Genomic DNA, 26,635 nt, shown 5'->3' on the forward strand with positions numbered 1-26,635 from the left:
CCTTTGGAGAGGGGCAGATGAGGCTAAAAAATTAAAACAATGCAAATACAAACTATAGATAAACAACCAAATACAGCAGATTTTTTACCGCTAAACGGTACAGATTATGTTGAATTTTATGTGGGTAACGCCAAGCAGGCTGCTCACTATTATAAAACCGCTTTCGGCTTTCAAAACCTGGCCTATGCCGGCCCGGAAACCGGCGTACGCGACAGGGCATCCTATGTTCTGCAGCAAGGTAAGATCAGGATAGTACTTACAACCCCCTTACACTCTGCTCATCCCATTGCAGAGCACATCAAGAAACATGGCGATGGTGTAAAAGTACTGGCCTTATGGGTTGATGATGCATATGATGCCTTTGAGCAAACCACCAAACGCGGTGCCATACCTTATCAAAAGCCTCAAACCCTTACCGATGAATATGGAGAGGTACGTACCAGCGGCATAAAACTTTATGGCGAAACCGTTCACCTGTTTGTAGAGCGTAAAAACTATAATGGCCTTTTTTTACCCGGCTATCAAAAGTTGCAAACCACCTACAATCCGCCTGTTGCGGGTTTATTATATGTTGACCATTGCGTAGGCAACGTGGGCTGGCATAAAATGAACCAATGGGTTAATTTTTATGAAGATATTATGGGTTTCAGAAACATTTTAACATTTGATGATAAAATGATCAGCACCGAATACTCGGCCTTAATGAGTAAGGTGATGAGCAATGGAAACGGCTATGTAAAATTCCCGATCAACGAACCGGCAGAAGGTAAAAAGAAATCGCAGATTGAGGAATACCTTGAATTTTATGAAGGCGAAGGCGTACAGCATATGGCCCTGGCTACTGATGATATTGTTGCTACTGTAACCGATCTTCAAAACCGTGGTGTGGAGTTTTTAACCGTACCTACCACTTATTATGATGACCTTACCGACCGTGTTGGGCATATTGATGAAGATCTGGAACCGCTCAAAAAATTGGGCATCCTGGTTGATCGGGATGATGAAGGTTATCTGCTACAGATATTCACCAAACCTATTGAAGACAGGCCAACCCTTTTCTTCGAGATCATTCAGCGCAAAGGTGCCAAATCATTTGGTGCGGGCAACTTTAAAGCCTTATTTGAGGCCATTGAGCGTGAACAGGAAATCAGAGGAAACCTTTAGATATGAGAAGTTAGATTTGAAATAGGAGATTTAACGAAGCCGGGCTGTTGCCCGGCTTTTTTGTGTCTTGATTTAGTTATATTTGATATACCTCAAATCCTCGATATCATGAAAAAGCTCACTTTGTTAATAGCAATTATGGCCTTTGCTTTTACTTGCTTTGCCCAGGAACCTTCCAATACCAAACCTGTTTTTGATGCTGCCCTTGCTAAAAAACTCGGTGCCGATAAATATGGTATGAAAAAATATGTAATGGCTTTTTTAAAAGCGGGCCCTAACCGTTTGCAAGACTCGGCAGCACTCATGCAATTACAAATGGCACATCTAAAAAACATTACACGCCTGGCTAACGAAGGTAAATTAGTGGTAGCAGGGCCTTTTATGGATGATCAGCCAATTAGGGGTATATTCATTTTTAATGTAGAAACCATTGAAGAAGCTAAACAACTTACCGAAACTGACCCGGCCGTAAAAGCGGGTTCGCTGGTAATGGAACTTCACCCCTTCTACTGTTCTGCAGCCTTAATGGAGGTTAATAGCATTCATCACCGTATAGAAAGCAAGAGCGTAGCCGATTAAACCCGAATGGCTGTACAAGAGATCATTGACCTTTTAAAACATAAAGCCGAACCTGCCTATCTGGCCGGCATGACCCGCTATGGTATTAATACCGATCATGCCCTTGGGGTTAGGCTTCCGGAGTTACGAAAACTGGCTAAAGTAATTGGGAAAGACCATGCCCTTGCCCTTGAACTTTGGGATACCCAATTTCATGAGGCACGCATGCTGGCCTCCCTAATTGATGATCCTGCCCTGGTAACCGAACAGCAAATAAACAGCTGGACAAGAGATTTCAACTCCTGGGATATTTGTGATCAGGTATGTGGTAATTTATTTGACCGTACACCCTTTGCCATTACTAAAGCCACTGAGTTTAGCACGCGTGAAGAAGAATTTGTAAAACGTGCCGGTTTTGTTTTAATGGCCGAATATGCCGTGCATAACAAAACCGCACCTGATGATACATTTATTAAATTATTTCCCATTATGGAACGTGAAGCCTGGGATAATCGGAATTTTGTTAAAAAGGCGGTGAACTGGGCACTGCGGCAAATTGGTAAAAGAAATAATACTTTAAAAGAATTGGCTATACAAACAGCTAATAATATTTTAAGGCAGGATCATAAATCTGCCAAATGGATAGCCACTAACGCGTTAGCCGAACTCCAATCCAGATAGTGATTGCTTCAATCCAGAAAAAAGACATACCACAAAGTCTGTATCATATTCTTTTTACGAATGCTTTTTTAATAATTAAGAATCAAAATGCTGAAAAACCTGTTATTTAGCTTCACAACCTTATACATAAGCGTTTCACATTAATAAATTTACTTTACAATCATCAGTATAAGAGTAGTTTGTATCATTTCAAATATTATATTTGAGGTTGGCCGGCTTATGCTTAAATGGTGTTGAATCTGGAAATATAAATACAACTTTAAGTTGTATTTATTAAGATTTGAAATTATGGCACATAATTTTCTATTGGTAGGCGTATGAATAATGAGTAATGAGCAGGCTATTGATAATATGAGTTTTTCTGAAGATAAATTTTCTGATGACAGCAGGTTACATCTTGCTCAAATAATTGATAATATTAATGCCGGCATTTGGGAATATAATATTAATACAAGGGTAATTAAATGGTCGGCAGGGTTTTATACTCTGTTAGGTTATGAACCCGGCGAAATTGAATGCTCTAATCATACTTTTTTTGAACAGCTGTTATATCATCAGGATAAAACGATTTTCCTGAATGCTTTAACCAATCAAAACTCCAAACAAAGCAACCCGGTACAAGTAAGGTTGCTTACCAAATCATCTGGTTATCATTGGTTTGAGAGCACCGTTAAAAGATATCCTGATACTAAAGCCAAGACCATTTACGGCTCAATCATTAATATACATGATTATAAACAGGCACAACTAAAAGCCGCGCGTGATGACCTTAATTACGCCGACACGCTCAGAATAGCCAAATTAGGAAGCTGGGAAATTGAAGCAGGTAGCCTTAACCTAACCTTATCAAAACATACATATGACATTTTTGAACTCCAGGCAGAGGTAAAGCTAACCATTGATGAAGTTATCAGTTTTTTTGAGCCTCAGCATCGCGCCACATTGCAAACCGCAATAAACAACGCTCTTGAATTTTGCCAGCCCTATGATCTTGAATTACTTTTCAGAACGGCTAAAAATCATGTATTGTGGGTAAAAGCCAAGGGTGTGCCTATTATAAATGAATATGGCAAATGCATTATTGTAAAAAATATTATTCAGGATATTGATAACAGCAAGCGTAAAGGCTTAAGTTTAGAGTCGTCACTTAACTTGCTTACTGATCAAAACAAGCGCCTGCAGAATTTTGCCTACATCGTATCGCATAACCTGCGTTCGCATACTGGCAACCTGCAGTTTATGGTTAAATTATACGAGGAAACTGACGTTAGGGAAGATCGTGCTGAAATATTTTCGCACATCAAATCTATCGGCAGCAGCCTTAATTCAACAATTGAACACCTTAACGAAATTGTTAAAATTCAAACCGAAATAACCAACGAGCGCAGTGTAATCAATTTTGAATCTATTTTCAAAAATGTACAATTGGCTATAAAAAGCAACATTGACGCCCTTAACGCCCATATTGAGTACGATTTTAGCCAGTGTACCGAAATAAGTTATGTGCCGGCATACATGGAGAGTATTTTGCAAAATCTGCTCACCAATGCCTTAAAATACAGCCATCCGGACAGGCAGCCGTTTATTAAGTGCTATACCATAAAAGACCGCAATTATGTTTATCTCATATTTGAGGATAACGGTATAGGTATCGACCTGGAGCGCTATGGCGATAAAGTATTTGGCATGTATAAAACATTTCATCAAAACCCCGATGCAAGGGGAATTGGTTTGTTTATAACACGCAACCAAATAGAGGCTCTTGGCGGTACTATCAAAGTAGAAAGCACCGTAAACATTGGCACTAAATTTACAATAAAACTGGTGTAATTATCTGAAGATAAAATGATTGATTTAAACACTTGCATCATTGATAACAACAGCACCTATGTTTACGGGTTCAAAAAAATGATAAGCCTTAAAAACGCAGGCCAACAGGTAACTCATTTTAACAATGGTGTTGAGGCTATCGATTACCTCAAAAATCCACTTAACGCCTTTAACTTACCCGACATCATATTCCTTGACATTAATATGCCGGTTATGAATGGCTGGGAATTCATGAACGAATTTGTGGAAATAAAATCGCAGTTGAGGAAAAAAATCTCGATTTACATCTTAAGCGCATCAGCTGACATTAACGATATTGAACGCGCTAAAAATATTTCTGACATTTCAGATTATATCCTGAAACCAGTTGACTGGTGCCGTTTAGAAGAGATATTTAACAGCCTGCAAATGGCAGGTTAAGTAAAGAATAGAAAACATGTAATTTCTTAGTTTAAGAAATTACATGTTTTCTATTCTTTGCGTTAGCTGTGCTTTAATTATTCAATATAGCTTTCCAGTATTTTAAAGCCTTCTGTTGTATCCAGCTCTACCTTATCTATGTTTTTTGGTAATAAAATACACTCGCCCATTTTAACCGAATACTCTTCACCATTGTATTTTACAGTATAAGCACCTTCAACGCATACATGTATTACAAATGAATCAAGCGTCGAATAATCTTTTGAGGTGCTGTGCGTAAAATCAAGCAAATTAGTTGTAAAGTATGGGCAGGCAACCAGCTTTACAGTTTCATCCTTTTTAGGCTGATAACTGGTTTTGTATTCAGGGTAATGTTTGTAATCAATGGCAGCAAGAGCTTCTTCGGTATGCAGCTCACGTTTGTTGCCTTTATCATCAACACGGTCAAAATCATAAATGCGGTAAGTGATATCAGATGTTTGCTGAATTTCGGCAATCAGCAAACCTTTACCAATGGTATGAACACGGCCGGCCGGTAAAAAGAAAACATCACCTGCAGCAACATCTTCTTTATTCAAAATATCCGTTAGGTGGCCACTGTTTAGCTTATCAAGGTAAACCTGTTCGGTAAGTTCCTGGTTAAAACCTGCAATTAATGTTGAGCCCGGATCGGCTTCAATTACATACCACATTTCTGTTTTACCAAATGAATTGTGGCGTTTTTTGGCCAATTCATCATTTGGGTGCACCTGGATAGACAGGTCCTCATTGGCATCAATAAACTTTATCAGTAAAGGGAATATATTACCAAAATGTGCATACACCTTTTCGCCAACCAATTCGCCCTGAAATTTCTCTAACAGATCGGCCAGTGATTCGCCTGCCAGTTCGCCGTTGGCCACTACAGATACATCAGATTTTACACCTGATATTTCCCAGGTTTCGCCGCAATTTGGCAAATCACCAAAATCTTTATGTAAATAGGTTTTGATCTTTTGACCGCCCCAGATCTTGTCTTTATAAATGGTTTTGAATTTTAACGGATATAATGCTGACATGATGTAATTTTTAATCATGCTAAGGTAGGAGTTAAATAAGAAAGGATAAACCGATTCAGCATTTTTTACTAAAAACTTATTTAAAACACAAAAGCCCGCCTTAAAAAGGGCGGGCTTTGCAAATTTATTACAAAAATTACTTGCCTAATTTAGCTTTCAGGTTTTCGTCAATTGCTGCTAAAAACTCTTCGGTGTACAGGTAGTCGGTACCGTGCTCCACTTTCGGTTTAATGGTGATGGCCAAATCCTTTGTCATTTTACCGCTTTCAACAGTTTCAATACAAACCTGTTCTAAAGTTTTGCAGAAGTTAACCAGCTCCTGGTTGTTATCAAGCAAACCGCGGAATTCCAAACCTCTTGTCCAGGCAAAAATAGATGCGATAGGATTTGTAGAAGTTGGTTTACCGGCCTGGTGCTCACGATAGTGACGGGTAACTGTACCGTGTGCTGCTTCAGCTTCCATTACAGTACCATCTGGTGTAACCAGTGTTGAGGTCATTAAACCTAATGAACCAAAACCTTGTGCTACGGTGTCAGATTGTACGTCGCCGTCATAGTTTTTACAAGCCCAAACAAAGTTACCGTTCCATTTTAATGCAGATGCAACCATGTCGTCAATTAAGCGGTGCTCATAAGTGATACCTGCGTCAGCAAATTTTTGTTTGTAGTCTTGCTGATAGATGGCTTCAAAAATGTCTTTAAAACGGCCATCATATTTTTTAAGAATGGTGTTTTTAGTTGATAAATATAAAGGCCAGCCTTTCATAAGCGCCTGGTTAAAGCAAGCATGAGCAAAACCTGTTATTGACTCATCAGTATTGTACATAGTTAATGCAACACCATCGCCCTTAAAATTGTACACCTCGTATGATTGCTCTGGGCCGCCATCTTCAGGAGTAAAGGTTACGGTTAATTTACCTTTGCCTTTTGTTAAAAAGTCGGTAGCGCGGTATTGATCACCAAACGCATGACGACCGATGCAGATAGGAGCTGTCCAGTTAGGTACCAGGCGAGGTACGTTTGACATTACAATAGGCTCGCGGAAAACTGTTCCGTCAAGAATGTTACGGATTGTACCGTTTGGCGAACGCCACATTTGTTTTAATCCAAATTCTTCTACACGTTGCTCATCAGGTGTAATAGTTGCGCATTTAATACCTACACCATATTTTAAAATAGCATTTGCGGCGTCAATAGTCACCTGATCGTTAGTTTCATCACGATACTCGATACCCAGATCGTAATATTTGATATCAAGATCAAGATAAGGAATTATCAACCTGTCTTTGATAAATTTCCAGATAATTCGGGTCATTTCATCTCCATCCAGTTCAACTACCGGATTTTCTACTTTAATTTTTGACATACCTGATGTTGTTTTTTTATTATTTTAATGGTTTCAAATATATTAATTACCCTTTACCATTTATACTAATGATGTGTGAAATTTCTTGATTGCCTTATCTTAGCATTTATTATGGCAAGTTTATTGTATTTATAAGGTTTGATACTATTTTTATAGAATTAAAGTTGATAATAAAACCGGCAGCCTTATTAAAGTGCCATAATGCCCTATTATGACAAAACTGATATTTAAAGTCTCGCTCATACTTTTCTTATGTACAAGCGCATTTTTAGCCAAAGCCCAGTTAGGTTATGATTATGCCCAATATGACATAGGCACCGCGATTGGTATCAACTATCCTGTAAGTACCGATGTATTTAAATCGCTAAAAAGTACCCCATCGGCACATTTTAATTTTACCTACAATCAAACTCCATATGTAAATTATGTTTTTGAAGGGCAGTTTGGCCGGCTAAAAGGTGGTAACGAACTTACTGGCTATGGCCGCATGTTTGAAAACCACTTTGCCGCTTTTGCGCTGAAAGTACAACTACAGGCCGGCGAGCTTATTGATTATTCGCAAAGTAACATAACTAACGCTTTTAAAAACTTTTATCTTTCAAGCGGCATAGGGTACATTGTAAACCATATAGTAGTTAAAACGCCCGATCATAGCCTCCCTCCGGGGTTTATGCTGGCCGGCGATAACAACAGCCAGATACCTTTTGTACCGCTGCGGGTAGGTTATGAGTTTAAGTTTTATAACGAGTATAACGAGCCCAGCGTTAAAATTGACCTTGGTTATCAATACAACCTCATTTTAGATGATAACCTTGATGGATACATAGCAGGGAATCATAATGATATTTTTTCGCAGTTTACCATCGGGGTAAAATTTGCTATCGGCGGTGTAACCTCTTATCGCAAGCAAATATCTTACTGATAGCCTTTCAGTCTATTTTTTTATTGATTTTTTTGGTCTTTTTGGCAAGGTTTTTAGGTACCTTTATTATAAATAATATATCCTATGAGCAGTCAAAATATAACCCCCGAATTTGATGACGACGATGCATTATCAGATAACACTAATGACCGGGACAGGACATTAAAAGATGAATTAGGCGAAACTATTGACAAGGAAGATCTGAGTTACAATGAAGATGAAGACAGTTTTGAATATGACGTTCAGAGCGATGATCCTGATTATGACCACCCCGATCCTTATAAAACTACGGTAAAAAGCGGCGATGACATGAATTCAACGTATGATGAGGCCAACCCTTATGATACAGCTGATGAATACACGGAAAAAAGATCGCTTGAAACGGACGTGGATGACCTTGGCATGCACATTGATAATGGTGATATTGTTGAGGTTGACCCTACAGATTCTGCATTAGCACACACTCCGGAAGATGACCGCGATGATCTTGACGACGAGGGCTATCCTAAAAACGACACAGGTAATTTTTTCAAATAAATTCTTTTAAGTTTTGAGTGATAGGTTTTGAGTTCTCAGTTTTTTAAATGAGGACAACGTTAACTCATCACTCAAAACTTAATACTCTCTCAACTACCCGCTAATCAAAATCAAGGTTAAAGCGATTCTTCAGATCATTAAGCTGAGGATTGCGCGAGGCCATATGCTGAAACTTTTCAATAGCAGTGTAAGGCTTACGTACCACCTCCTGTTCATCTACCCGAGCATTTACCTCAATAGTAAAATTGTTTAATTTACTGCGTAAAAAGTTATGCATTTCGGGGCGTTCCTCCTTAAAAAGATTTTCCTGTACCTTGTTACCTACCACAACCTCAAATTCATAAGGCTTTATCATCCGCGGAGCGTTTGACGTAAAAATGGTAACTAAATTCTTTTTACCTTCAGCTTTCACCCTGGCTGCAAAATCACTCCAGTAGCGTAAAAAGTTATCCATCGTAAAATCATCCTGGGCATCACCTTTCAGGTACGGATCTTCCTCTTCGGCTTTTTCCTCTTCTGTTTTAGCGGTATCTGTAAGTGAAGGTATTTTTACTGATAATGAACCTAAGCTCGGGCTTGGGATAAATATTTTTGGTTTTTCGGCAGGTGTTTGCTCCCTTACAGGTGCTGTTGCCTGGCTGTTTTGAGCAGCTTGCGGCCTGGCAGCGGTATTATAAGTTAATGGCGCATCACTTAATACAGATGTATCATTATTGATCTTATTTTCGGGTGCTGCAGGCTTTACTGCTGGGGTATCAGGTTTTTTTTTTAATGACCCGTCGGTAGCGGATGTTGCAGTGAGCGGCGAAACGGCCATATTAAAGGCCGAGGGCAGGTGACACATCTTAAGTAGTGCCAGTTCAACCTGTAGTCGCTGGTTTTTACTTAGCTTATAACTGATATCGCACTGGTTGGCAATATTCATGGCCGAAAGCAAGAACGATACCGAACCTGTTTGCGATTGCTGCAGGTATTTATTTTTAATACCCTCACTTACTTCCAGCAGCTTTAAGGTTGATTGATCTTTACTTACCAGCAGGTTGCGGAAGTGTTCGCTCAAGCCGGCGATGAAATGAGCACCATCAAAACCACGCGATAATATCTCATCAAAAAAGAGCAGTGTTTTGGCTGTATCTTCCTGAAGCAGACTATCAGTTACGTTAAAGTAGTAATCGTAATCAAGTATATTGAGGTTATCAATTACAGAACGATACGTAACCTTACCGCCCGAAAAGCTAACGATCTGATCAAACATTGACAGGGCATCCCTCAAGCCACCATCCGCCTTTTGAGCAATGATATGCAGGCCATCGGGCTCGTAGCTTATATTTTCCTTACCAGCAATAGAGGCCAGGTGCGCGGCCATATCCTCAACCCTGATACGGTTAAAATCAAATATCTGGCAGCGCGAAAGTATAGTAGGTAATATCTTATGTTTTTCGGTAGTGGCCAATATAAATATGGCGTAATGAGGTGGCTCTTCCAGCGTTTTCAAAAAGGCATTGAAAGCCGCCTGCGATAGCATGTGCACCTCATCAATAATATAAACCTTGTAACGGGCAGCTTGTGGTGGTATACGTACCTGCTCAATAAGGCTGCGGATATCATCAACCGAGTTGTTTGATGCCGCGTCAAGCTCATGCACATTAAATGAATTGCCATTTTCAAAGGCTTTGCATGAGGCACATTCGCCGCAGGCCTCGCCATTGGATTGTAAATTGGTACAGTTTATTGTTTTTGCCAATATACGCGCACAGGTAGTTTTACCCACACCACGCGGGCCGCAGAACAAAAATGCTTGCGCTAACTGATTATTTTTAATAGCGTTTTTGAGCGTATTGGTTATATGTTGCTGACCAACAACGGTTTCAAAAGTAGCCGGGCGATATTTACGGGCCGAAACAATAAAATTATCCACAGCCACGAAGTTAGCAAGAAATTGCTTTAAGTTAAAGTGCCAATAAAACGAATGTGTAAAATTAAAACAGCGGAGTGTTATTGGAGGTCATCATCAGGCAAATGATCATCATCCTCTGCGCCGGCAGCGGCTATGTCGTTCTCTGCGTCAAGCCTGTCGTCAAAATCTTCATCATCCTCATCATCCCAGTCACCTTCAATATGTCCGTTACCACCTGGTAGTATAATGTCCAGAGGGCTCATTGTATGTTGAATTAAATTTTCGCCCTCGTTATGCGTAAATTTCATAGTTTAATAATATCAGGCGCAATTTACACAGAGAGTTTGTTCATGGTTAATATTTCATTAAAATATATTCAAAAACTACAATTTGTACAGAAAACTATTTTACTTTTCGCGCTAAAAACATTTGATAAATACAGATAATCTATCTACATTTGCAGCCCGTTTAGTGCGGGTAAATAATTAAAAATCAAATAATAATGCAACAGTACGAAATCGTGATCGTTCTAACCCCGTTGTTATCTGAAGAGGTTGCTAAAGAGGCAAATGCCAAATTCAGCAAAATTTTAACAGATGGCGGAGCCGAAATTGTCCAGGAGGATAATTGGGGTTTGAGAAAATTAGCGTACCCTATCCAGAAAAAAACTACAGGGTACTATCACTTAACTGAATTTAAGGCTCCAGGTGAATTAATTAACAAATTGGAGGTTGAGTTAAGGCGCGATGAGCGTGTTTTGCGTTTCCTGACCATTGCTTTGGATAAACATGCCATCGCTTACAATGACAAAAAACGCAGCGGTGCTTTTAACAAGAAACCAGCAGCTAAAGTGGAGGAAACAAACTAATGGCTAACGAACAAATTAAATACGTTACCGCTCCTAAAGTGGAGGATAACCGTAAAAAATACTGCCGTTTCAAAAAGAATGGTATTAAGTATATTGATTACAAAGACGCAAACTTTTTATTAAAGTTCATTAACGATCAGGGTAAAGTATTACCACGCCGTTTAACTGGTACTTCATTAAAATTTCAGCGTAAAGTGGCTCAAGCTGTTAAACGTGCACGCCACATTGGTTTATTACCTTACGTTACAGATTCATTAAAATAATAGGAGATTTAAGAAATGGAAGTTATTTTAAAACAAGATGTAAAAAACCTGGGTGATAAAGACGATGTAGTAAACGTTAAACCAGGTTATGGCCGTAACTACCTTTTACCAAAAGGCTACGCCATATTAGCTACTCCAAGCGCACGTAAAGTTTTAGCTGAAAACTTGAAACAAGCTCAGTTTAAACAAGAAAAAATCCGTAAGGATGCCGACGCGATAGCTGCCCGTTTAGAAGGCGTTAAATTGAACATTGGCGCTAAAGCCGGTGAAAGCGGTAAAATTTTCGGTGCCATCAACACTATTCAAATTGCTGATGCATTGAAAAAAGAAGGCTTTGAGGTTGACCGTCGTCGTATTACTTTTGATCAGGAACCTAAGTTTGTTGGTGATTACATCGCAAACGTAAACCTGCACAAAGAAGTAAAAGTACAGGTTCCTTTCTCAGTTGTAGCTGAGTAATTTATACAGATCCACTTTAGGATCATCAATGTTATTTAAAATTTTAGAGGGTGTTTTGCTGAGCAAAGCACCCTCTTTTTTATAGCTCAAATTAGTTTTTCGTGAAACGAACTGCTCCATCAAATAAAAAGCCCAGTCAACGTTCAAAATCTGGTAATTCCAAATCAAAATTTGGAGGCATCTTTAAACTTGTGTTCAGGGTATTTAAACTGGTGTTTTTGGTTTTTGTTGGCATAAGCCTTTTAGGGGTACTTTTTTACCGTTTTGTAAACCCACCCTTTACCTGGCTCATGATTGAGCGTGGTTTTCAGCGTAAAGCTGCCGGTAAAGAGTGGAAGATAGATAAGCAGTGGAAAGATTTTGATGATATATCAGACAACATGAAGCGCGCAGCTGTGGCCGCCGAAGACCAGTCTTTTTTAGAGCATCATGGTTTTGATTTCAGGGCTATTGAAAAAGCCATTGAAAAAAACGCGCACAGCAAAAAACTAATTGGCGGCAGTACCATATCGCAGCAGGTAGCCAAAAACGTTTTCCTTTGGGAAGGCCGCTCTTTATTACGCAAAGGTATTGAAGCCTACTTCACCGTGCTGATCGAGGTTTTCTGGAGCAAGAAACGCATCATGGAGGTTTACCTCAACGAAATAGAAATGGGTGATGGCATTTATGGTATCGAGGCTGCTTCGCAGGCCTATTTCCATAAATCTGCAGCTGATTTAACCAAACATGAAGCAGCGGCCATCGCGGTGATATTCCCGAGCCCATTGAAATGGTCGGCCACTAAGCCTACCCGCTACTTAAAGCATAGGCAATACTTGATTATGAAGAACATGCGCAGGTTAGGGCCATTGGATTTTTAGGTCCTCTACCCCTAAAAGGGAATAATAAAAGTTAATTACGTTTTAACACTTCCCCTTTAGGAGATAGAGGGGTTTTCTACTTATACTTCCACATTCTTGTTTTACCTTCAGTAAGCCACTCAATGGCTGTATCCAAACGTTTTTGGCGGGTAGCTTCGGTTTTGGCTTCGGTAAACCATTCTACATATTCTTTTTTATTAGAATAACTGAAGGCATCAAAAACCTCTTTCGCTTTTAGGTGATTGGCAAGCAACCCGGTAAAATATTCGGGGATAACTAACTCTGCCCGTTCTGTTGCAGGCTTCTTAGGATGAGCTTTAACTCCCATCTCGTTCAGTTCAATTCCCTGCAAAATATAGTCAATCAGTATTGCTTTGGGGGGTAGTTTATCAATGCTTATAATGCGGCCAAAGGTACCATGGGCAGTATCATCGGTTCCCTGTAATAAGTTTCCTGATAGATCCTTAATAAGAGATGATCGCCAAAAACCAAACGCACAATGTTGTTTAAAGGAGGCCATATGGCATACCGGGCCTTTATAATCAAAAAATGGCATACCCCACTTCATAGTTTCGCCAATCAGCGGCGAAGCTTCGTGTACAACGTCGCGAATGTGTTCTAATATGGGTTTGGCAAATTCGGCAGACTTGGCTATGTATGCATCTACCCGGCTATCATATTGTTCCATAAATAAATTTATACAAACACTACGATTTTTACAAGAACTTGTTAACTAACCAAATCTCTGAATAGTTGTATATGCCAGCTATTTTTAAACGGCACCTCCCATTTATTTTCCAACTCGGTTACATTCTGTACCATATTGTTGTATACAATGGTTTCGGTATTGATTTTCCCTTGCTTAAGTAATTCTTCAAAGGCCTGACGGGGTAATGATTTAATTTCTTCTCCTTCGCGATAGGCGAGGTTAAACCTATCGAACAAATTAATATTGAATTTCTGCTCCAGCTGTTTCATAAAATGAACCGATTTATCAATAGAGCAACCGCTGGCACCTGCCTGGCTTTCATCAACTATCAAGATAAAAAAGCGGTTGTACCTAACCTCAGCTTTTGCCTTTAACTGGTTGTTGTGAGCAGTCCAGCTGATGGTAAAATTATCCAGTTCCTGCTGTATTTGCTGAGCTTCCTGATCGGTTAATTTTTTATCGGCCTGATAGACCCAAACTCTTGAGTGTTGAGAAAATTCCATTTACAAAAATATCAATTTATTAACTTCGGGTTACATTTTGTTGTCATGAAAAAAACACTTCTGTCGCAAACAAAAAAAATATTGTTGGTTGGCCCTGTTTTGCTCATAAGTTGGCTTAATTATAGCTTTAAAGCAGAAACTGACGATATTGAATGGCTGGATTGGAGCAATAAATGTCTTACAGAATCCTACAATCCCCTACCCGATGTTAAATTAAAAAAGTGGGAACTTGCCCTCACAAACGATTATTTTTTGCGCCTGCGAAAAACTTATCAACATGGTAAACAGGAATATTTTTCCTTCAATTTGCACCGCTTAAACAACGTAGAATACCAGGGCGATGACAAGGTTGGAGTCCTCCAACTAAATACCACTGCCGATGACATTATTGTGCAAACTTATGAAGACCCCAAGGGCGATATCGACTCCATGTCGACCACCCTTGAGTTGCCGGTAAGAAACATGAGCTCCGGCCGTTTGGATAGCCTTAAAAACGCGCTAAGTTATTTTAAGGCGAAGGGCCTATAAATTATTTGCCCTAACGGTGATCTCGGCAATATCGAGAACCTGTATCTCCAGCCCTTTCTCCTGATGCTTTACACCATCGGTAAGCATGGTCATGCAAAACGGACAAGCAGCAGCTACCACCTGTGCCTTTGCTTCCAGAATATCAACCATACGCTCGTCGTTAATATCTTTTTTGCCCGGTTCAGGTTCTTTAAACATCTGTGCACCGCCAGCACCACAACATAAGCCGTTTGATTTGCAGCGTTTCAGTTCAACCAGTTCGGCATCTAACACTTCGAGCGCGGCACGGGGCGCTTCATATACATCATTACCTCTACCTAAGTAACAGGGATCATGAAAGGTGATCTTTTTACCTTTAAAGCTTTCTCCGCCTTCGGCCTTTAATTTACCTTCGTTTATTAATTGCTGTATCAGTTGTGAATGGTGAATTACCTCATAGTTGCCACCTAAGCCTGGGTATTCGTTTTTAATGGTATTAAAACAGTGCGGGCAGCCGGTTACTATTTTTTTAATATTATAGGCATTAAGAACCTCTATATTGGTCATGGCCAGCATCTGGAATAGAAACTCGTTGCCGGCACGTTTAGCTGGGTCGCCGGTGCAGCTTTCTTCAGTACCCAGCACAGCATAACCTATACCTACATGCTGTAATATCTTACAAATGTCGCGTGTTATTTTTTGTGCACGCTCATCAAAACTACCGGCACATCCCACCCAAAATAATATTTCCGGCTCAAGGCCCTGTGCGGCCATATCGGCCATGGTGGGTATTTTTATTTCACTCATTATTTATCCTTTATATGACCAATTGATCCACTTACTCGCTGATCTCGGTTATAAATTCGTTTATACTGCTATAGTTTTTAAATACAATTGCAGAATCTATAGCATCCAACTGCTTCAAAATATCAAGTGCAACGCTTAAGGCCTCACTTTCTTTTCCAAACATGTTGGCATCCCAATTAATACCAGCTAAAACTTCATTTTCTGCCAGTTCTACGCACCAGTTTTCCAAAAAATCTGCCAGCGGAATTTCAACAGGTAAATAGCCCTTCCAATCATCCTTGGCGCAAACTTTGGCATAAGCTCTGTCTGACCAAAATGGTATCACAATAATCGCTTCATCGTCATTTGAGTGAGAATTAGCCCATCCATCTTTACTTTTTAAAGCCCATACCAGTTTGGTAGCTGCTACCCTGTTTATAAATAGCTGATATTTAGATTCAATTGTCTCCGTGTCCTGTAACATATATTTATTTATTTTCAGCCCAATTAAATCTGTCGGCCTGGCTGTATTTCCATGGAGCGCCATTATTCTCCACGTTACCAAACATGTTGTTGAGGCTTGCGGGGGCTTGCGATTCTTCCATCACAATATAGCGGCGCATCTCGGTAATGATCTCCACAGGATTGATGTTTACCGGGCAGGCCTCTGCACAGGCATTACAGGTTGTACAGGCCCAAAGTTCTTCGCGGGTGATGTAATTATCCAGTAAGGTTTTTCCATCATCATGATCCTTTCCATACTTATCCAGGTTATTGCCTACCTCGGTAACCCTGTCGCGCGTATCCATCATAATTTTGCGTGGCGACAAAAGTTTACCGGTAATATTAGCCGGACATACCGAAGTACACCTGCCGCATTCGGTACAGGTATATGCTTCCATCAGGTTTTTCCAGCTCAGGTCGGTTACATCCTTAACTCCGAAACGGGCAGGTTCGCCGGTATTTTCAGGCACGAAAGAAGGATCAAGCATTGCTTTAACTTCGTTGGTAACCGATGCCATATTGGTAAACTTCCCCTTATTGTTCAAATTTGAGTAATAAGTATTTGGGAAAGCCAGCAGGATATGAAAATGCTTGGAATAGGGCAAATAATTCAAAAACGCCAAAATACCAATAATATGAAACCACCAGCAAACTCGTTCAACAACTACTAATGCCCCTGCGCCATCAGGCAGTATAGGAGCTATAAGTGATGCCACCGGAAAGCTACCTGCTTTAACATAATGCTCAAAATGCAATAGCTGTAATTTATAGTCGGCCGCGTTCATGGTTAAAAACGCTGTCATCAGTAATATTTCGGTAATGAGGATATAATTAGCATCAGATTTAGGCCACGAGGTCATCTCCACGCCCGAAAAGCGCTTTAAATGCACCACATTACGCCTGCAAAGGAAAACTACACAAGCAGTAAGCACCAAAACTGCTAACAACTCAAACGCGCCAATAAGTAAACCATACAGACTTCCTAAAGGCTGCGAAAATATGCGGTGTGAACCGAATATCCCATCAATCATGATCTCGAGCACTTCAAGGTTTATGATCACAAAACCCACATAAATAAAAAAGTGCATGATAGCAGCTACCGGCCTTTTTACCATTTTTGTTTGCCCTAAGGCTACCTTAGCCATTACTTTCCAGCGCAAAGCTGGATTATCAGAACGGTCAGTATCCTTCCCCAGCAATATATTACGCCTTATTTTACCCACATTTTTGGCAAACAGAAATACGGCTAATCCTAAAATGATAATAAATATAGCTTGTGCAATCATTATGGTTTGTGCATGGTAGTTTTATTCAAAGTTAAATGAAATGTTGAAAGAGAAAAACGTTTTGGCGCCGAAAAACAAAGCAAGCGTTAACCAACTGATTATCTGAAACATTGTTTAGTATTAACAAGATCACACCTTAAAAATCACCTTCTGAAAAGTTATGGTTGCAAACTTTTTTCAAAAAAAAGTTTGCAACCATAAAAAAAAAGCTACATTTGCACTCCCGAAACGAAGGAAGGTACCATAGCTCAGATGGTAGAGCAAAGGACTGAAAATCCTTGTGTCACTGGTTCGATCCCAGTTGGTACCACAAAAAAAAGTCTCTTAGTATACTAAGAGACTTTTTTTTGCTTAAAAATGACCTTCACAATAATTATTTATACAATTGAGGTTCGATTCATTCAACTTTTAGCCCATAGTTTATATTGATGCCAGGTGGTTTCAAAATGTGCGTACATATTAGGAGTTCCATGTTCTTTTCTATGTGCCCTAAGCACAAACTTTAAGGTTTCGTAATCAATTTCAAAGCCTATTCCAATCAAACCAAAAAGCATGTCCTGATCAATTAGCCTTTTGTTTAATAACACTCCTACCTGATTTAAAAATCGTATTCTATTTATAATGCTTGTATCTATGTCTTTATTATCTCCCTCTGCAGCATTATGGTAATCTCTGTTATACAGGTCAATCAATTCCTCGTCATTACTTGCTGATATCCCATTTTTCTTAAGGAAATCTTCCCTCAGCAACCAAACATTTTTCCGGGCATTTCTCTGTTCATCAGTTGCATATATCTCAGCAATCTTCCAATACATTTCAACCAACCTCTTTTTCCGCACTTCTATCAACTGCAATATTGCCACGATAGCAGCTATAGAAGCTATGATCTTAAAAACAAGATCTATAAGTTCATGAGGGGTATTGAACATGCTAAAGATTGTTTAAGATAATTGTTACCTGAAATTAATAAAAACAGAGGATATAATAAGATTTTTCACCTCATAACTTAATCCGTTCCTAATAATTATCTTATTCGCTTCGCAGGCTTTTTACCGGATTAGCCAATGCTGCTTTCACAGCCTTATAACCTACGCTTGTCCAGGCTATGGCTATTGATGCCAGTATTGCCAAAATGAATATATCCGGGCCAATAGTGATCCTGTATGTAAAATCCTGAAGCCATTTATGCATAAAATAGTAACCAATAGGAGCTGATACTGCAAAGGCGATAACAATAAGCACAGTAAACTCTTTTGAAAATAACAATACAATATTCACTACAGAAGCGCCTAATGTTTTACGTATACCCACCTCTTTAGTACGCTGCAGTGCCATAAACGACACGAGGCCATACAAACCGAGGCACGAAATAAAGATAGCTATGCCTGCAAATATTTTGTAGAGTGTAGATAATTCATCTTCACTTTTGTAAAAATCAGCTATCGTTTTGTCAAGAAACTGGTATTCATATACACCTTCCGGGTAAGTTTTATTCCACAGATTTTCAATGTTGGCAAGGGTCTGTTTCACATTCCCCGGCTCTATTTTTATATTCAATTTTGAATATTGCTCTTTCCATGGCCCCATCAGCACAGGCGGGATAGCGCTTCGCAACGATCCTACATTGAAATCTTTTACCACACCTGTTATCCGCGCATTCAATTTTTTGCTGTTCCATAGCATAATATATTTGCCTATGGCTTGTTTGGGGTCGGTGATTCCTAATTTATGTATCAAGGTTTCGTTAACAACATAACCTGATATAGTATCCGTATTTTTGTATGGTGCACCGGCAGCAAATTTTAAATCATACAAGCTAAAATGATCGACATCGGCCCATTTCAAGCATGCGGCAAAGTCAACCTGTTTAGCCGCATTATTAAACTTAAAATCGCTAAACCAAGCACTGTAATCAGATGGCCCATAGGTACTCATACTCACAGCTCTTATTCCTGGCTCTTTTAAAAGCTGGTTTTTCAAAGCATTTACCCTTGTTCTGCTTATGCTATCGCCCGGGAAAGGGACAATTATCGCAGCATCTTTATTAAATCCAAGAGATTTGGTTTTAAAATAATTCATTTGATAAACCATGACCAAAGTTCCAATTACCAGGAACTGTGCCACACAGAACTGGGTTACCACCAATACTCTGCGTAAGGAGATGCCGCTTGCCCGCCCGGCGTTGATCTTGTTTTTCAATGCCGCTATAGGGTTAAATCCCGATAACACCAGTGCAGGATAAAACCCGGCCAGCAAGGTAACCCCAATAAGCACTCCAAATAAAAACAAGATCACCATTGGGTTGCCCAAAAAACCGCCAATCACATGTATCTCAAGAAGGTTATTCAACATTGGTAAAGTTATCAACGATATTATACAAGCCAGTATTACCGCAAATAAAGTAATGATCAAAGTTTCGCTAATGAATTGCAATACCAGTTGGTATCGATTGCTTCCTAAAACTTTACGTATACCTACTTCTTTTGAGCGGTTTACGGCCTGGGCAGTAGCAAGATTGATAAAGTTAACACAGGCTATTATTAGCAGGAATAAACCGATCAAACTGATAACACTGATCATCTGCTTACTGAACGAATGGCCACCATAAACGCCCACTTCGGTATTGTAATGCATATCTTTCAATGCCTGCAGCTGGAAGATCTGGTTTTTATTATAAGGTGTAGGAATATGCCTTTTTGCAAAGGCCGCGAGTTCGGTATTTAATCTCTTTTCATTCATGCCGGGTGGCAAAATGATATAACAGTTCTTATCGCTAAAATTACTTACCCAATCCTGTGCATTGCCGTTAAGATCGCCTCCTTTTCCAACAAGCGTAACCCAGGAGACAGCCAGTTTCATCTGAAAATCAGTATTGTCAGGAGTTGACTCTAAAATACCAGTCACTTTAAGATCACGTTTGTTTTCGTATCGTACTATTTTTCCCATTGCGGTATGCCAGTCGCCGAAAAACTTATCAGCTTCATCACGGGATAGGATAATGGTATTGGGCTCTGCTAAAGCGGTATTCTTATCTCCGGCCAGCCACTTAAAATCAAAAATCTGAAAAAATTCGGGATCAGCATAATAAGCCACGTCTTCCTTAAATTTTTTCGGCGATCCATCCTTACTCCCATTGCTCACCGCATAATGCGAACCATCGTTCCGCATAATGTTAGCAAAATGCTTTATTTGCGGAAAGTCAAGCTTCAAACCCTCTGTCATCGGCAAAGGCGTTCCGGGACCGGCATGGGTTCCATCAGGGCCATTGCTTACTGTTACAATACGATAAATACTGTCTTTATGAGTATGATAATTATCGAAGCTTGTTTCAAACTGAATAACCAGGAATATGAGCAGACAAGCAGCTATGCCTATTGCCAGGCCGGTAACATTAATGGTGGCATAACCTTTATTACGCATCAGGTTACGCCATGCAGTCTTTAAATAATTTTTGAACATAAGGTTGCGATTTGATTTCCCGACAGTCCACTTTGGAGCCGTTTCATGTTGTGAAATTACCGTCGCAAAACGCGAATAGCGCTCCAAGTTATAATATGGTCGCTCTTTTTTTAGTTCAGCCTTGTATTCCGTTGGACTTTTACCCGTTATTTCTTTAAAAGTTCGGTTAAAGGTTGTTTTTGAATTAAACCCGGATTCAAATGCAATACCGAGCAGTGTCAGGTGATCGAAACCTGGATCATGCATCTTCCTAACCACCTCTGCAACGCGATACTCATTCACAAAATCGTTAAAACTTTTTTTGAGCACAGTATTAATTATCCTTGATAATTCATTGGGATGCAGGTTGAGTTTTTCGGCAAGTGAACGCAAATTAAGTTCCGGGTCCTGGTAATATGCGTTAGCCTTCAATGCTTTTTTAAGCCAGGTGCCCTTTTGTTTTAACTCAGCCGGTGGTGCTGATTTTAATAGTGGAGACGCGGCCGGCATAAAACCAGTTTCGGGCCGAAAGTAAGCCATGGCCGCTGCTGAGAAACTAAGAATCACCAAAAAGAGATACAAAGGATAATAGGCATGTGAACTTAACTGATAATGGTAATAAAAATAGTCTATAGCCGCGTAGAATACCCAACATACCCAAAGTATTGCAAAACCTGTCAACAAATGGTGTAGCCATCGCATTTCGTACCGGTATCTATCGCCATTATTAAATTTGAGGCGACGATAAAATTTTTCTATGAGCTTGCGAGATGCATATAGGTAAGCTATCACCGAAATAAAAGCCAGTATTTGTAGTAACTGATTAAGCTGATGAAAAACGAGTGTATGATAAGTGGCCGCACCAGTCACGATACTTTCTTTAACCTCCATCAGCTGAATGCTCAACTCCAGCAATAATGGAATGAAATGCGACAGATCCCTCAGCCTGAATTTATATTTGGGGCGGGTTAATTTAAGAACGTAAAAGAATATCAGCGGGCCAATTCCAAACAAAAACTGTAAGGGCACCCAACTCCAATGTGCAATATAGACCTCCAGCCCAATATCAATGGCTAATATGCGGGCTATAAATAATACTATAGCGATCAGCGCCAGTGCTAAAAATCGGTTTGCAACCTTGTTTACTTTTTTGGTAAACCATAAAAGCGCGGCCAAAGCCAATCCAAGGAAAATAACTCCCAAAAAGGCCAGATCGAAGAGGTTAATATGAAATGTGTAGGTTTTCAATCAGCTTATGTGGCTCAATACCTGTTCCAAATTTACAACTAATTGATATATAATAAATTATATATTTACTCATTACACATTGTAATAAAACCGAACAACCATATGTTCGGTTTTAGATGAGAAAAGTTCAATGAAACACTGTGGTGGTAACATAAAGAAACGCTGTAACATTAAGCATACAGCTGATGCACAAAAAAGTAGATGAGGTTATTAAATTGAGTGAGTTTGGGAAAGCCTCCAACTACCTGTACCTGATATTTTTTATTGGTCAATATGTGGTTAACATATTAATTAAGGAGTAAGGTTACAAAGGCAACCTTACTCCTTATCAAATTTATTTTTTTTCGGCTGCCAGAATACCTGGGTAAAGAACACCATCAGTTTTTAATTTCAAACCCAGCAAATTTGCTATCAGCGGTGCTATATCTTCCTGTCCTATAAGCGGCAACACCACTCCCGGCGCTATCCCACGGCCAAAAGCGACAAAACCGGTTTGGATTTCTTTAAAATCAGTCGGCATATATCCATGGGTACCGCCTTTTGCCGCAGATAAAAGATCACCCTTAGCAGTAGCACCAAAGCTAAGACCCTGCTTGGCCGTCAGCGCCAATGCTGCATTCGGATCGCCTTGGGCGTCAGTAAGCTCCTTTTTATCTACAACACGGAACAGCTTTTTAATACCATCCGGTAATTCTGCAAGTGCTTTATTTACCTTTTCAAGTGTTGCTTTATCCTTAGGATCGCGAAGATGCAGAAATGCCGAACCGCCGCTGGCCTGGAAATATGCCTTCCAGCTTTCCTTATTATCGTTGTTATACAAACCCACACCGGCCAGCATCACATTAGGGTTAAACTGGGTGTTGATATTAACAAAACCATGATCGCCAGTGATAACAAATGTTGTATTCTCACGCATACCTGCCATCTCCACAGCATTCATAATGGTTTTAATAGCAACGTCTACCCCGGTAACTGCCGAGCGTACTTTATCACCATCGCGGCCTTGTTCATGTTCAAAATGATCGGTAAGGCCAATATGTATCGCCAAAAACGCGGGTTTGTATTTACGCAGAATATAGGCAGCCATCCGGGCCTTGTTTTGATCATTTGTATAAAAATCAAGACTTGCTCCATACTCACCAAACTTGCCAATAGCGTTGTCCTGAACCTCCTGAAATAAAGACTTCGGGTTCGATTCATCGTACAAAGCCTTAACCTCATCATTCTTTTCGCCCTTGTTTTTAGGAAGTATCACATATTCGGGCAGGTTATAATCAATAGGCGCGCCAACGGTTACAGGCCAGCTTACTCCTGCTGTGGTTAAGCCGGCATCTTTAGCGGCAGTCCACAATGTAGGTACCTTAATATCTTTATAATACCAAAACCACTTGCCAGAAATACCTAAAGGCTCTACCGGGGTATTGTAGTAAATACCATGTTTAGCCGGCAATACTCCGCTGATAATGGTAGTATGGGATGGATATGTTACCGTAGGGAAACTTCCGCGAACACCTTCAGCATAAGCGCCGGTTTTCATACCCTGGCGCACATTCACCATGCCCCATGATGGGTCCATATAAAATTCAGGGCGTAACCCGTCTATACTGATCAATACCACATGTTTGTCCTGGGCTTGGGCCATCGATGTCATTAATAGAGCAATGACAAGGCTGCTGAATAGTTTTTTCATAGTTTTTTTCGCGAAAATATGTGATGCAAGCACCCGGAATGTTAAGACTGCATTACCAAAACATCAAATCTATCTCTATTGGGTGAAGTGTCATGCCTTTTACCTGATACACGGATTTGTAACAACCTTACTCAACAATAGGTTATTTTCATCTGGTTAACATTGCTATAATAATAAAAGCGGATTTTTGCCCGCTATGAAAAACCTATTAAAAATTACAACGATATCCCTGTTTTCGCTTTACAGCCTTGACTCATACGGGCAAGTAAGCAAGATCATCAGTCAGCTTCACGACCCCAATGATAAACATGTGATGGTAACCGCTCACCGCGGTGATTGGCGCGACGCACCCGAAAATTCATTAGAGGCTTATAAACGCGCCATTGAACTGGGTGTGGATGTTATTGAAATTGATTTGAATAAAACCAGCGATGGCGTAATTGTTATTATGCATGATGGCACCATTGACAGAACCACCAATGGAAAAGGAAAACCATCTGACTATACATTAGCGGAGATCAAAAAATTTCATCTTAGAAACGGACTGGGCCGCGTTACCAGGCACACCATACCTACACTGGAAGAGGTAATGACCCTGGCTAAGGGCAAGGTGCTTGTTAATCTGGATAAAAGCTATCCTTATTACATTGAAGCATACGAGGTATTGAAAAAAACAGGCACACTAAACCAGGCCATTTTTAAAACTGAAGATACTTATCAAAATGTAAGGGCCAAATATGGAAAACTACTGGATAGCATTGTATTTATGCCGGTGGTTAATCTTGATAAACCTGAAGCGCGTCAAATAATAAACGAATATCAAAAGCAAATAAAACCCGTAGCATTTGAGCTTAATTTTCAGTCGGATACTTCAAGTATATTGGCCAAAAATGATTTCATTAACAAGAATGGTTCAAAAATATGGATCAACTCTTTATGGGCCAGCCTGAATGCGGGCCATGAAGACGATGTTGCCGTAGATGATGGCAATACCAAAGATAGCTGGGATTGGATCATTAACCATGGTGCCACAATGATGCAAACCGACAGAATAAGAGAGCTTTTGGCCTATCTGCGCAAACGATCATTACATCGATAACCCAATCATTAAAACAAAAAAGCCGGAGAAGTATTTTTGCAATACTTTCCGGCTTTAGTATATATGTTAAATAGGGGTCGTCTTATAATCGGTTATTCGAAAAAGTTTGCGCTACTGTTTTCATGGTATACTGAGTGTAAGGTATAGCCCATCTTATTAAACCGTAGTTCTGTTCAACAGTACCCCTTTGTGGTTCATTGAATAGCTCGTACACTAATACGGCTTTCACTTGTGGGTTTTGTTTCATCTTTTTAGAGAAGGCATATAAGAAATCGCTTTGTACCTGATCAATATCAGAAACTTTATCTGGTCTTTGTCCTACTTCGGTAAACCAGATCGGTTTATTAAATAAGCTTGCTACTTTTACTGAAATATCAGGTATTTTAATTCTTGCAGCAGTAGTTTCCATATCTGAGTACCAGTGATATGCTACGATATCAAACTTATTGCCGTATGCTTCCATGTATTGCAAGAAGTAGTAATGTAACCAGCTTGCATCGATCATGGTTTTAGCGGTAGGTTGTGAAGATTTAATACCATCATCCAAACCTTTCATGTAAGCAGCTATAATTTTAAGTTTATTAGCGTCGTAATCAGTTGATTTATCGCCATTACCGCTTTTGATACATTGAAGATCAAGCTCATTACCCAGCTCATAATATTTAAAATAAGCTGCGTTTTTGGCCGCCAATTTAGCACCTAAAACATTACCGGCAGCATATGAAGCGCTTTCAGTTGCACCCAAATTAAGGGTGGTAGTGTTAACCATTGGCAATATGGTAATTCCGTTTGCTGTTGCTGCATTATATAGTGCAGTAAAAACCTTTTGGTTAGGAATTGATCCATCGGCGTTAAAGTTGATATTCTGGCGGAAACAGGTCATACCCATCTTTTTCAAAAGCGCGATCTGTTCTTCGGGGCTAACCGATGTATACGCCGGCACACCTAATGAGTGACCATTAACACCCAGCATAAACGAAGTATTATTTATGGGTGTTCCGGTATCAGGTGCAGACGGAGGGGTAACAACAGCATGAGGCTTGGCAAGCACAAAGTATTGATTTAATACACCTGCGGCTCCACTGGCATTTGCGCCTCCTAAAACCACTGTACCAGCAGGATAAACTTTGCTGTACAATGAATACTGCGTAACCTTTGAATCATTAAGGCCAATTACGGCTTTAAGCTTTTGCCAGCTTTTTAACCAGGTAGGCAATCCTGTAGCGCGGGGGTCAAACGCTACATAAACTGTTGATGATTGCGACAAACTAAAGGTAAGATAAGAGGCCATGGTGTTCCACTTATCGGCATTAGTTGTTTTGATCATGGGGAGGCTGGCTAATGAATCGGGCACCGATGTGATCGTATAAGTACGATCTGTGTAATACACCGTTCCTTTTGAAAGTGTAGAGATCTGATTGGCAGCTCCCGATGCTACCACCACATTACTAATTAAATTAACAGCAGGTGTACTGACTGCGTTAACCGCCAATGTGTTTGCTGTTGCAGTAACCGGCGTGATCTCTTTCTCTTTATTACAGGCATTTAATGACAAAGCAAGGGCTGTAATAGCTAATAGTTGTTTCGACTTAAGCATAATTGTCCAATAGGGGTTAATCAATAGTTTAATTATCCCTCTTTACGCACCAGTCACAAGAAAGTTACAATTGTGAGAAAAAGTGTGAATATTTTTCACACCATTATGACACTTGTACCTGACTAAAACAGTCATTTACAAGCTATTTCAAGTATAAAATATTATAAGAAAATTAATTTGTCATAAAAATGTCATTAAATTGTAACGATAAAACAAATTCTAAAAACAGCTGTATTTCATTCCTGTTAAAAAATCATAAACTAAAAATTAATTTACTTATCTCACCTAATTCTTTTTCTTAAGAAATTCGGTTGCTTGCTGATGTGTTTGTAATAACCGTACCCGAACTTATTTCTCAACAAAAAAATCCAAATTAGAGAGCAAA

At 39.7% G+C, this 26,635-nt stretch carries 26 protein-coding genes and 1 tRNA gene; 14 read left to right on the top strand and 13 right to left on the bottom strand.

Annotated features, from left to right (window positions below):
• The first annotated feature begins 39 nt into the window (after positions 1-39).
• From hppD to QWZ01_RS14090, 5 genes are all read left to right on the top strand, one after another.
• Positions 40-1,164, top strand: a complete 1,125-nt coding sequence (gene hppD, locus QWZ01_RS14070; RefSeq protein WP_290324159.1) for a 4-hydroxyphenylpyruvate dioxygenase — start codon at positions 40-42, stop codon at positions 1,162-1,164.
• A 108-nt stretch (positions 1,165-1,272) separates the two neighbouring features.
• The gene (locus QWZ01_RS14075; RefSeq protein WP_290324160.1) at positions 1,273-1,743 is read left to right on the top strand and encodes a YciI family protein; all 471 of its coding nucleotides are present in this window, start codon (positions 1,273-1,275) and stop codon (positions 1,741-1,743) included.
• 6 nt (positions 1,744-1,749) lie between these two features.
• Positions 1,750-2,403 (top strand): DNA alkylation repair protein, encoded by a 654-nt coding sequence (locus QWZ01_RS14080; protein WP_290324161.1) that lies wholly within the window; start codon positions 1,750-1,752, stop codon positions 2,401-2,403.
• A 324-nt stretch (positions 2,404-2,727) separates the two neighbouring features.
• Positions 2,728-4,233, top strand: coding sequence for a PAS domain-containing sensor histidine kinase (locus tag QWZ01_RS14085; protein WP_290324162.1), 1,506 nt, complete (start codon positions 2,728-2,730; stop codon positions 4,231-4,233).
• Positions 4,234-4,248: 15 nt separating this feature from the next.
• Entirely contained in the window at positions 4,249-4,653 is a 405-nt protein-coding gene (locus QWZ01_RS14090; RefSeq protein ID WP_290324163.1) for a response regulator, read from the top strand.
• Between the two features lie 77 nt (positions 4,654-4,730).
• On the opposite strand, the gene QWZ01_RS14095 is transcribed toward QWZ01_RS14090, so the two are convergent.
• Positions 4,731-5,711 (bottom strand): type I phosphomannose isomerase catalytic subunit, encoded by a 981-nt coding sequence (locus tag QWZ01_RS14095; RefSeq protein WP_290324164.1) that lies wholly within the window; start codon positions 5,709-5,711, stop codon positions 4,731-4,733.
• Positions 5,712-5,847: 136 nt separating this feature from the next.
• On the bottom strand, positions 5,848-7,077 hold the full coding sequence (locus QWZ01_RS14100; RefSeq protein ID WP_290324165.1) for an NADP-dependent isocitrate dehydrogenase: 1,230 nt from the start codon (positions 7,075-7,077) through the stop codon (positions 5,848-5,850).
• A gap of 211 nt (positions 7,078-7,288) precedes the next feature.
• Between QWZ01_RS14100 and QWZ01_RS14105 the strand changes: the two genes are divergently transcribed.
• Both QWZ01_RS14105 and QWZ01_RS14110 read left to right on the top strand, forming a co-directional pair.
• Positions 7,289-7,999 (top strand): hypothetical protein, encoded by a 711-nt coding sequence (locus QWZ01_RS14105; protein WP_290324166.1) that lies wholly within the window; start codon positions 7,289-7,291, stop codon positions 7,997-7,999.
• An 84-nt stretch (positions 8,000-8,083) separates the two neighbouring features.
• Positions 8,084-8,536, top strand: coding sequence for a hypothetical protein (locus tag QWZ01_RS14110; protein ID WP_290324167.1), 453 nt, complete (start codon positions 8,084-8,086; stop codon positions 8,534-8,536).
• A 100-nt stretch (positions 8,537-8,636) separates the two neighbouring features.
• Here QWZ01_RS14110 and QWZ01_RS14115 read toward each other — a convergent pair whose 3' ends face one another.
• Together QWZ01_RS14115 and QWZ01_RS14120 are read right to left on the bottom strand one after the other, a co-directional pair.
• A complete protein-coding gene (locus QWZ01_RS14115; protein WP_290324169.1) occupies positions 8,637-10,454 on the bottom strand; it encodes a DNA polymerase III subunit gamma/tau in 1,818 nt (605 codons plus the stop codon).
• Between the two features lie 77 nt (positions 10,455-10,531).
• Positions 10,532-10,741: a hypothetical protein gene (locus QWZ01_RS14120; protein ID WP_290324170.1), complete on the bottom strand. Its 210-nt coding sequence runs from the start codon at positions 10,739-10,741 to the stop codon at positions 10,532-10,534.
• Positions 10,742-10,935: 194 nt separating this feature from the next.
• Between QWZ01_RS14120 and rpsF the strand changes: the two genes are divergently transcribed.
• From rpsF to mtgA, 4 genes are all read left to right on the top strand, one after another.
• Positions 10,936-11,301, top strand: a complete 366-nt coding sequence (gene rpsF, locus QWZ01_RS14125) for a 30S ribosomal protein S6 (RefSeq protein ID WP_290324171.1) — start codon at positions 10,936-10,938, stop codon at positions 11,299-11,301.
• Entirely contained in the window at positions 11,301-11,564 is a 264-nt protein-coding gene (gene rpsR / locus QWZ01_RS14130) for a 30S ribosomal protein S18 (protein ID WP_022833472.1), read from the top strand. The genes rpsF and rpsR overlap by 1 nt, the downstream gene beginning before the upstream one ends.
• A 15-nt stretch (positions 11,565-11,579) precedes the next feature.
• Positions 11,580-12,023, top strand: a complete 444-nt coding sequence (gene rplI, locus QWZ01_RS14135) for a 50S ribosomal protein L9 (protein ID WP_290324172.1) — start codon at positions 11,580-11,582, stop codon at positions 12,021-12,023.
• 179 nt (positions 12,024-12,202) lie between these two features.
• The gene (gene mtgA / locus QWZ01_RS14140) at positions 12,203-12,883 is read left to right on the top strand and encodes a monofunctional biosynthetic peptidoglycan transglycosylase (RefSeq protein ID WP_290324627.1); all 681 of its coding nucleotides are present in this window, start codon (positions 12,203-12,205) and stop codon (positions 12,881-12,883) included.
• A 76-nt stretch (positions 12,884-12,959) separates the two neighbouring features.
• On the opposite strand, the gene QWZ01_RS14145 is transcribed toward mtgA, so the two are convergent.
• On the bottom strand, positions 12,960-13,571 hold the full coding sequence (locus tag QWZ01_RS14145) for a YdeI/OmpD-associated family protein (protein WP_290324173.1): 612 nt from the start codon (positions 13,569-13,571) through the stop codon (positions 12,960-12,962).
• A gap of 41 nt (positions 13,572-13,612) precedes the next feature.
• Entirely contained in the window at positions 13,613-14,095 is a 483-nt protein-coding gene (locus QWZ01_RS14150) for an ABC transporter ATPase (protein ID WP_290324174.1), read from the bottom strand.
• A 45-nt stretch (positions 14,096-14,140) separates the two neighbouring features.
• Between QWZ01_RS14150 and QWZ01_RS14155 the strand changes: the two genes are divergently transcribed.
• On the top strand, positions 14,141-14,623 hold the full coding sequence (locus tag QWZ01_RS14155; RefSeq protein WP_290324175.1) for a hypothetical protein: 483 nt from the start codon (positions 14,141-14,143) through the stop codon (positions 14,621-14,623).
• Here the strand turns inward: QWZ01_RS14155 and QWZ01_RS14160 are convergent.
• The 3 genes from QWZ01_RS14160 to QWZ01_RS14170 are packed head-to-tail and all read right to left on the bottom strand — an operon-like array spanning position 14,618 to position 17,178.
• Positions 14,618-15,409, bottom strand: coding sequence for a (Fe-S)-binding protein (locus QWZ01_RS14160; RefSeq protein ID WP_290324176.1), 792 nt, complete (start codon positions 15,407-15,409; stop codon positions 14,618-14,620). The genes QWZ01_RS14155 and QWZ01_RS14160 overlap by 6 nt on opposite strands.
• A gap of 31 nt (positions 15,410-15,440) precedes the next feature.
• The gene (locus QWZ01_RS14165; protein WP_290324177.1) at positions 15,441-15,872 is read right to left on the bottom strand and encodes a DUF2750 domain-containing protein; all 432 of its coding nucleotides are present in this window, start codon (positions 15,870-15,872) and stop codon (positions 15,441-15,443) included.
• A 4-nt stretch (positions 15,873-15,876) separates the two neighbouring features.
• On the bottom strand, positions 15,877-17,178 hold the full coding sequence (locus QWZ01_RS14170; protein ID WP_290324178.1) for a 4Fe-4S dicluster domain-containing protein: 1,302 nt from the start codon (positions 17,176-17,178) through the stop codon (positions 15,877-15,879).
• A gap of 237 nt (positions 17,179-17,415) precedes the next feature.
• Between QWZ01_RS14170 and QWZ01_RS14175 the strand changes: the two genes are divergently transcribed.
• A tRNA-Phe gene (locus tag QWZ01_RS14175) sits at positions 17,416-17,488 on the top strand.
• A 91-nt stretch (positions 17,489-17,579) separates the two neighbouring features.
• Here the strand turns inward: QWZ01_RS14175 and QWZ01_RS14180 are convergent.
• The 3 genes from QWZ01_RS14180 to QWZ01_RS14190 form a co-directional block, all read right to left on the bottom strand.
• Entirely contained in the window at positions 17,580-18,107 is a 528-nt protein-coding gene (locus QWZ01_RS14180; RefSeq protein ID WP_290324179.1) for a DUF4760 domain-containing protein, read from the bottom strand.
• Positions 18,108-18,207: 100 nt separating this feature from the next.
• Positions 18,208-21,864, bottom strand: coding sequence for an ABC transporter permease (locus QWZ01_RS14185; protein WP_290324181.1), 3,657 nt, complete (start codon positions 21,862-21,864; stop codon positions 18,208-18,210).
• A gap of 334 nt (positions 21,865-22,198) precedes the next feature.
• Entirely contained in the window at positions 22,199-23,554 is a 1,356-nt protein-coding gene (locus tag QWZ01_RS14190) for an alkaline phosphatase family protein (protein ID WP_290324183.1), read from the bottom strand.
• A 196-nt stretch (positions 23,555-23,750) separates the two neighbouring features.
• On the opposite strand from QWZ01_RS14190, the gene QWZ01_RS14195 reads away from it, so the two are divergent.
• Positions 23,751-24,653 carry a glycerophosphodiester phosphodiesterase family protein gene (locus QWZ01_RS14195; protein WP_290324185.1) on the top strand — a complete coding sequence of 301 codons (903 nt, stop codon included), beginning with the start codon at positions 23,751-23,753 and terminating at the stop codon, positions 24,651-24,653.
• Positions 24,654-24,735: 82 nt separating this feature from the next.
• Here the strand turns inward: QWZ01_RS14195 and QWZ01_RS14200 are convergent, their stop codons facing one another.
• Positions 24,736-26,250 carry a glycosyl hydrolase gene (locus QWZ01_RS14200; protein WP_290324187.1) on the bottom strand — a complete coding sequence of 505 codons (1,515 nt, stop codon included), beginning with the start codon at positions 26,248-26,250 and terminating at the stop codon, positions 24,736-24,738.
• Positions 26,251-26,635: the final 385 nt, after the last annotated feature.

The organism is Mucilaginibacter aquaedulcis, from assembly GCF_030409325.1.
GTDB classification, from domain to species: domain Bacteria; phylum Bacteroidota; class Bacteroidia; order Sphingobacteriales; family Sphingobacteriaceae; genus Mucilaginibacter; species Mucilaginibacter aquaedulcis.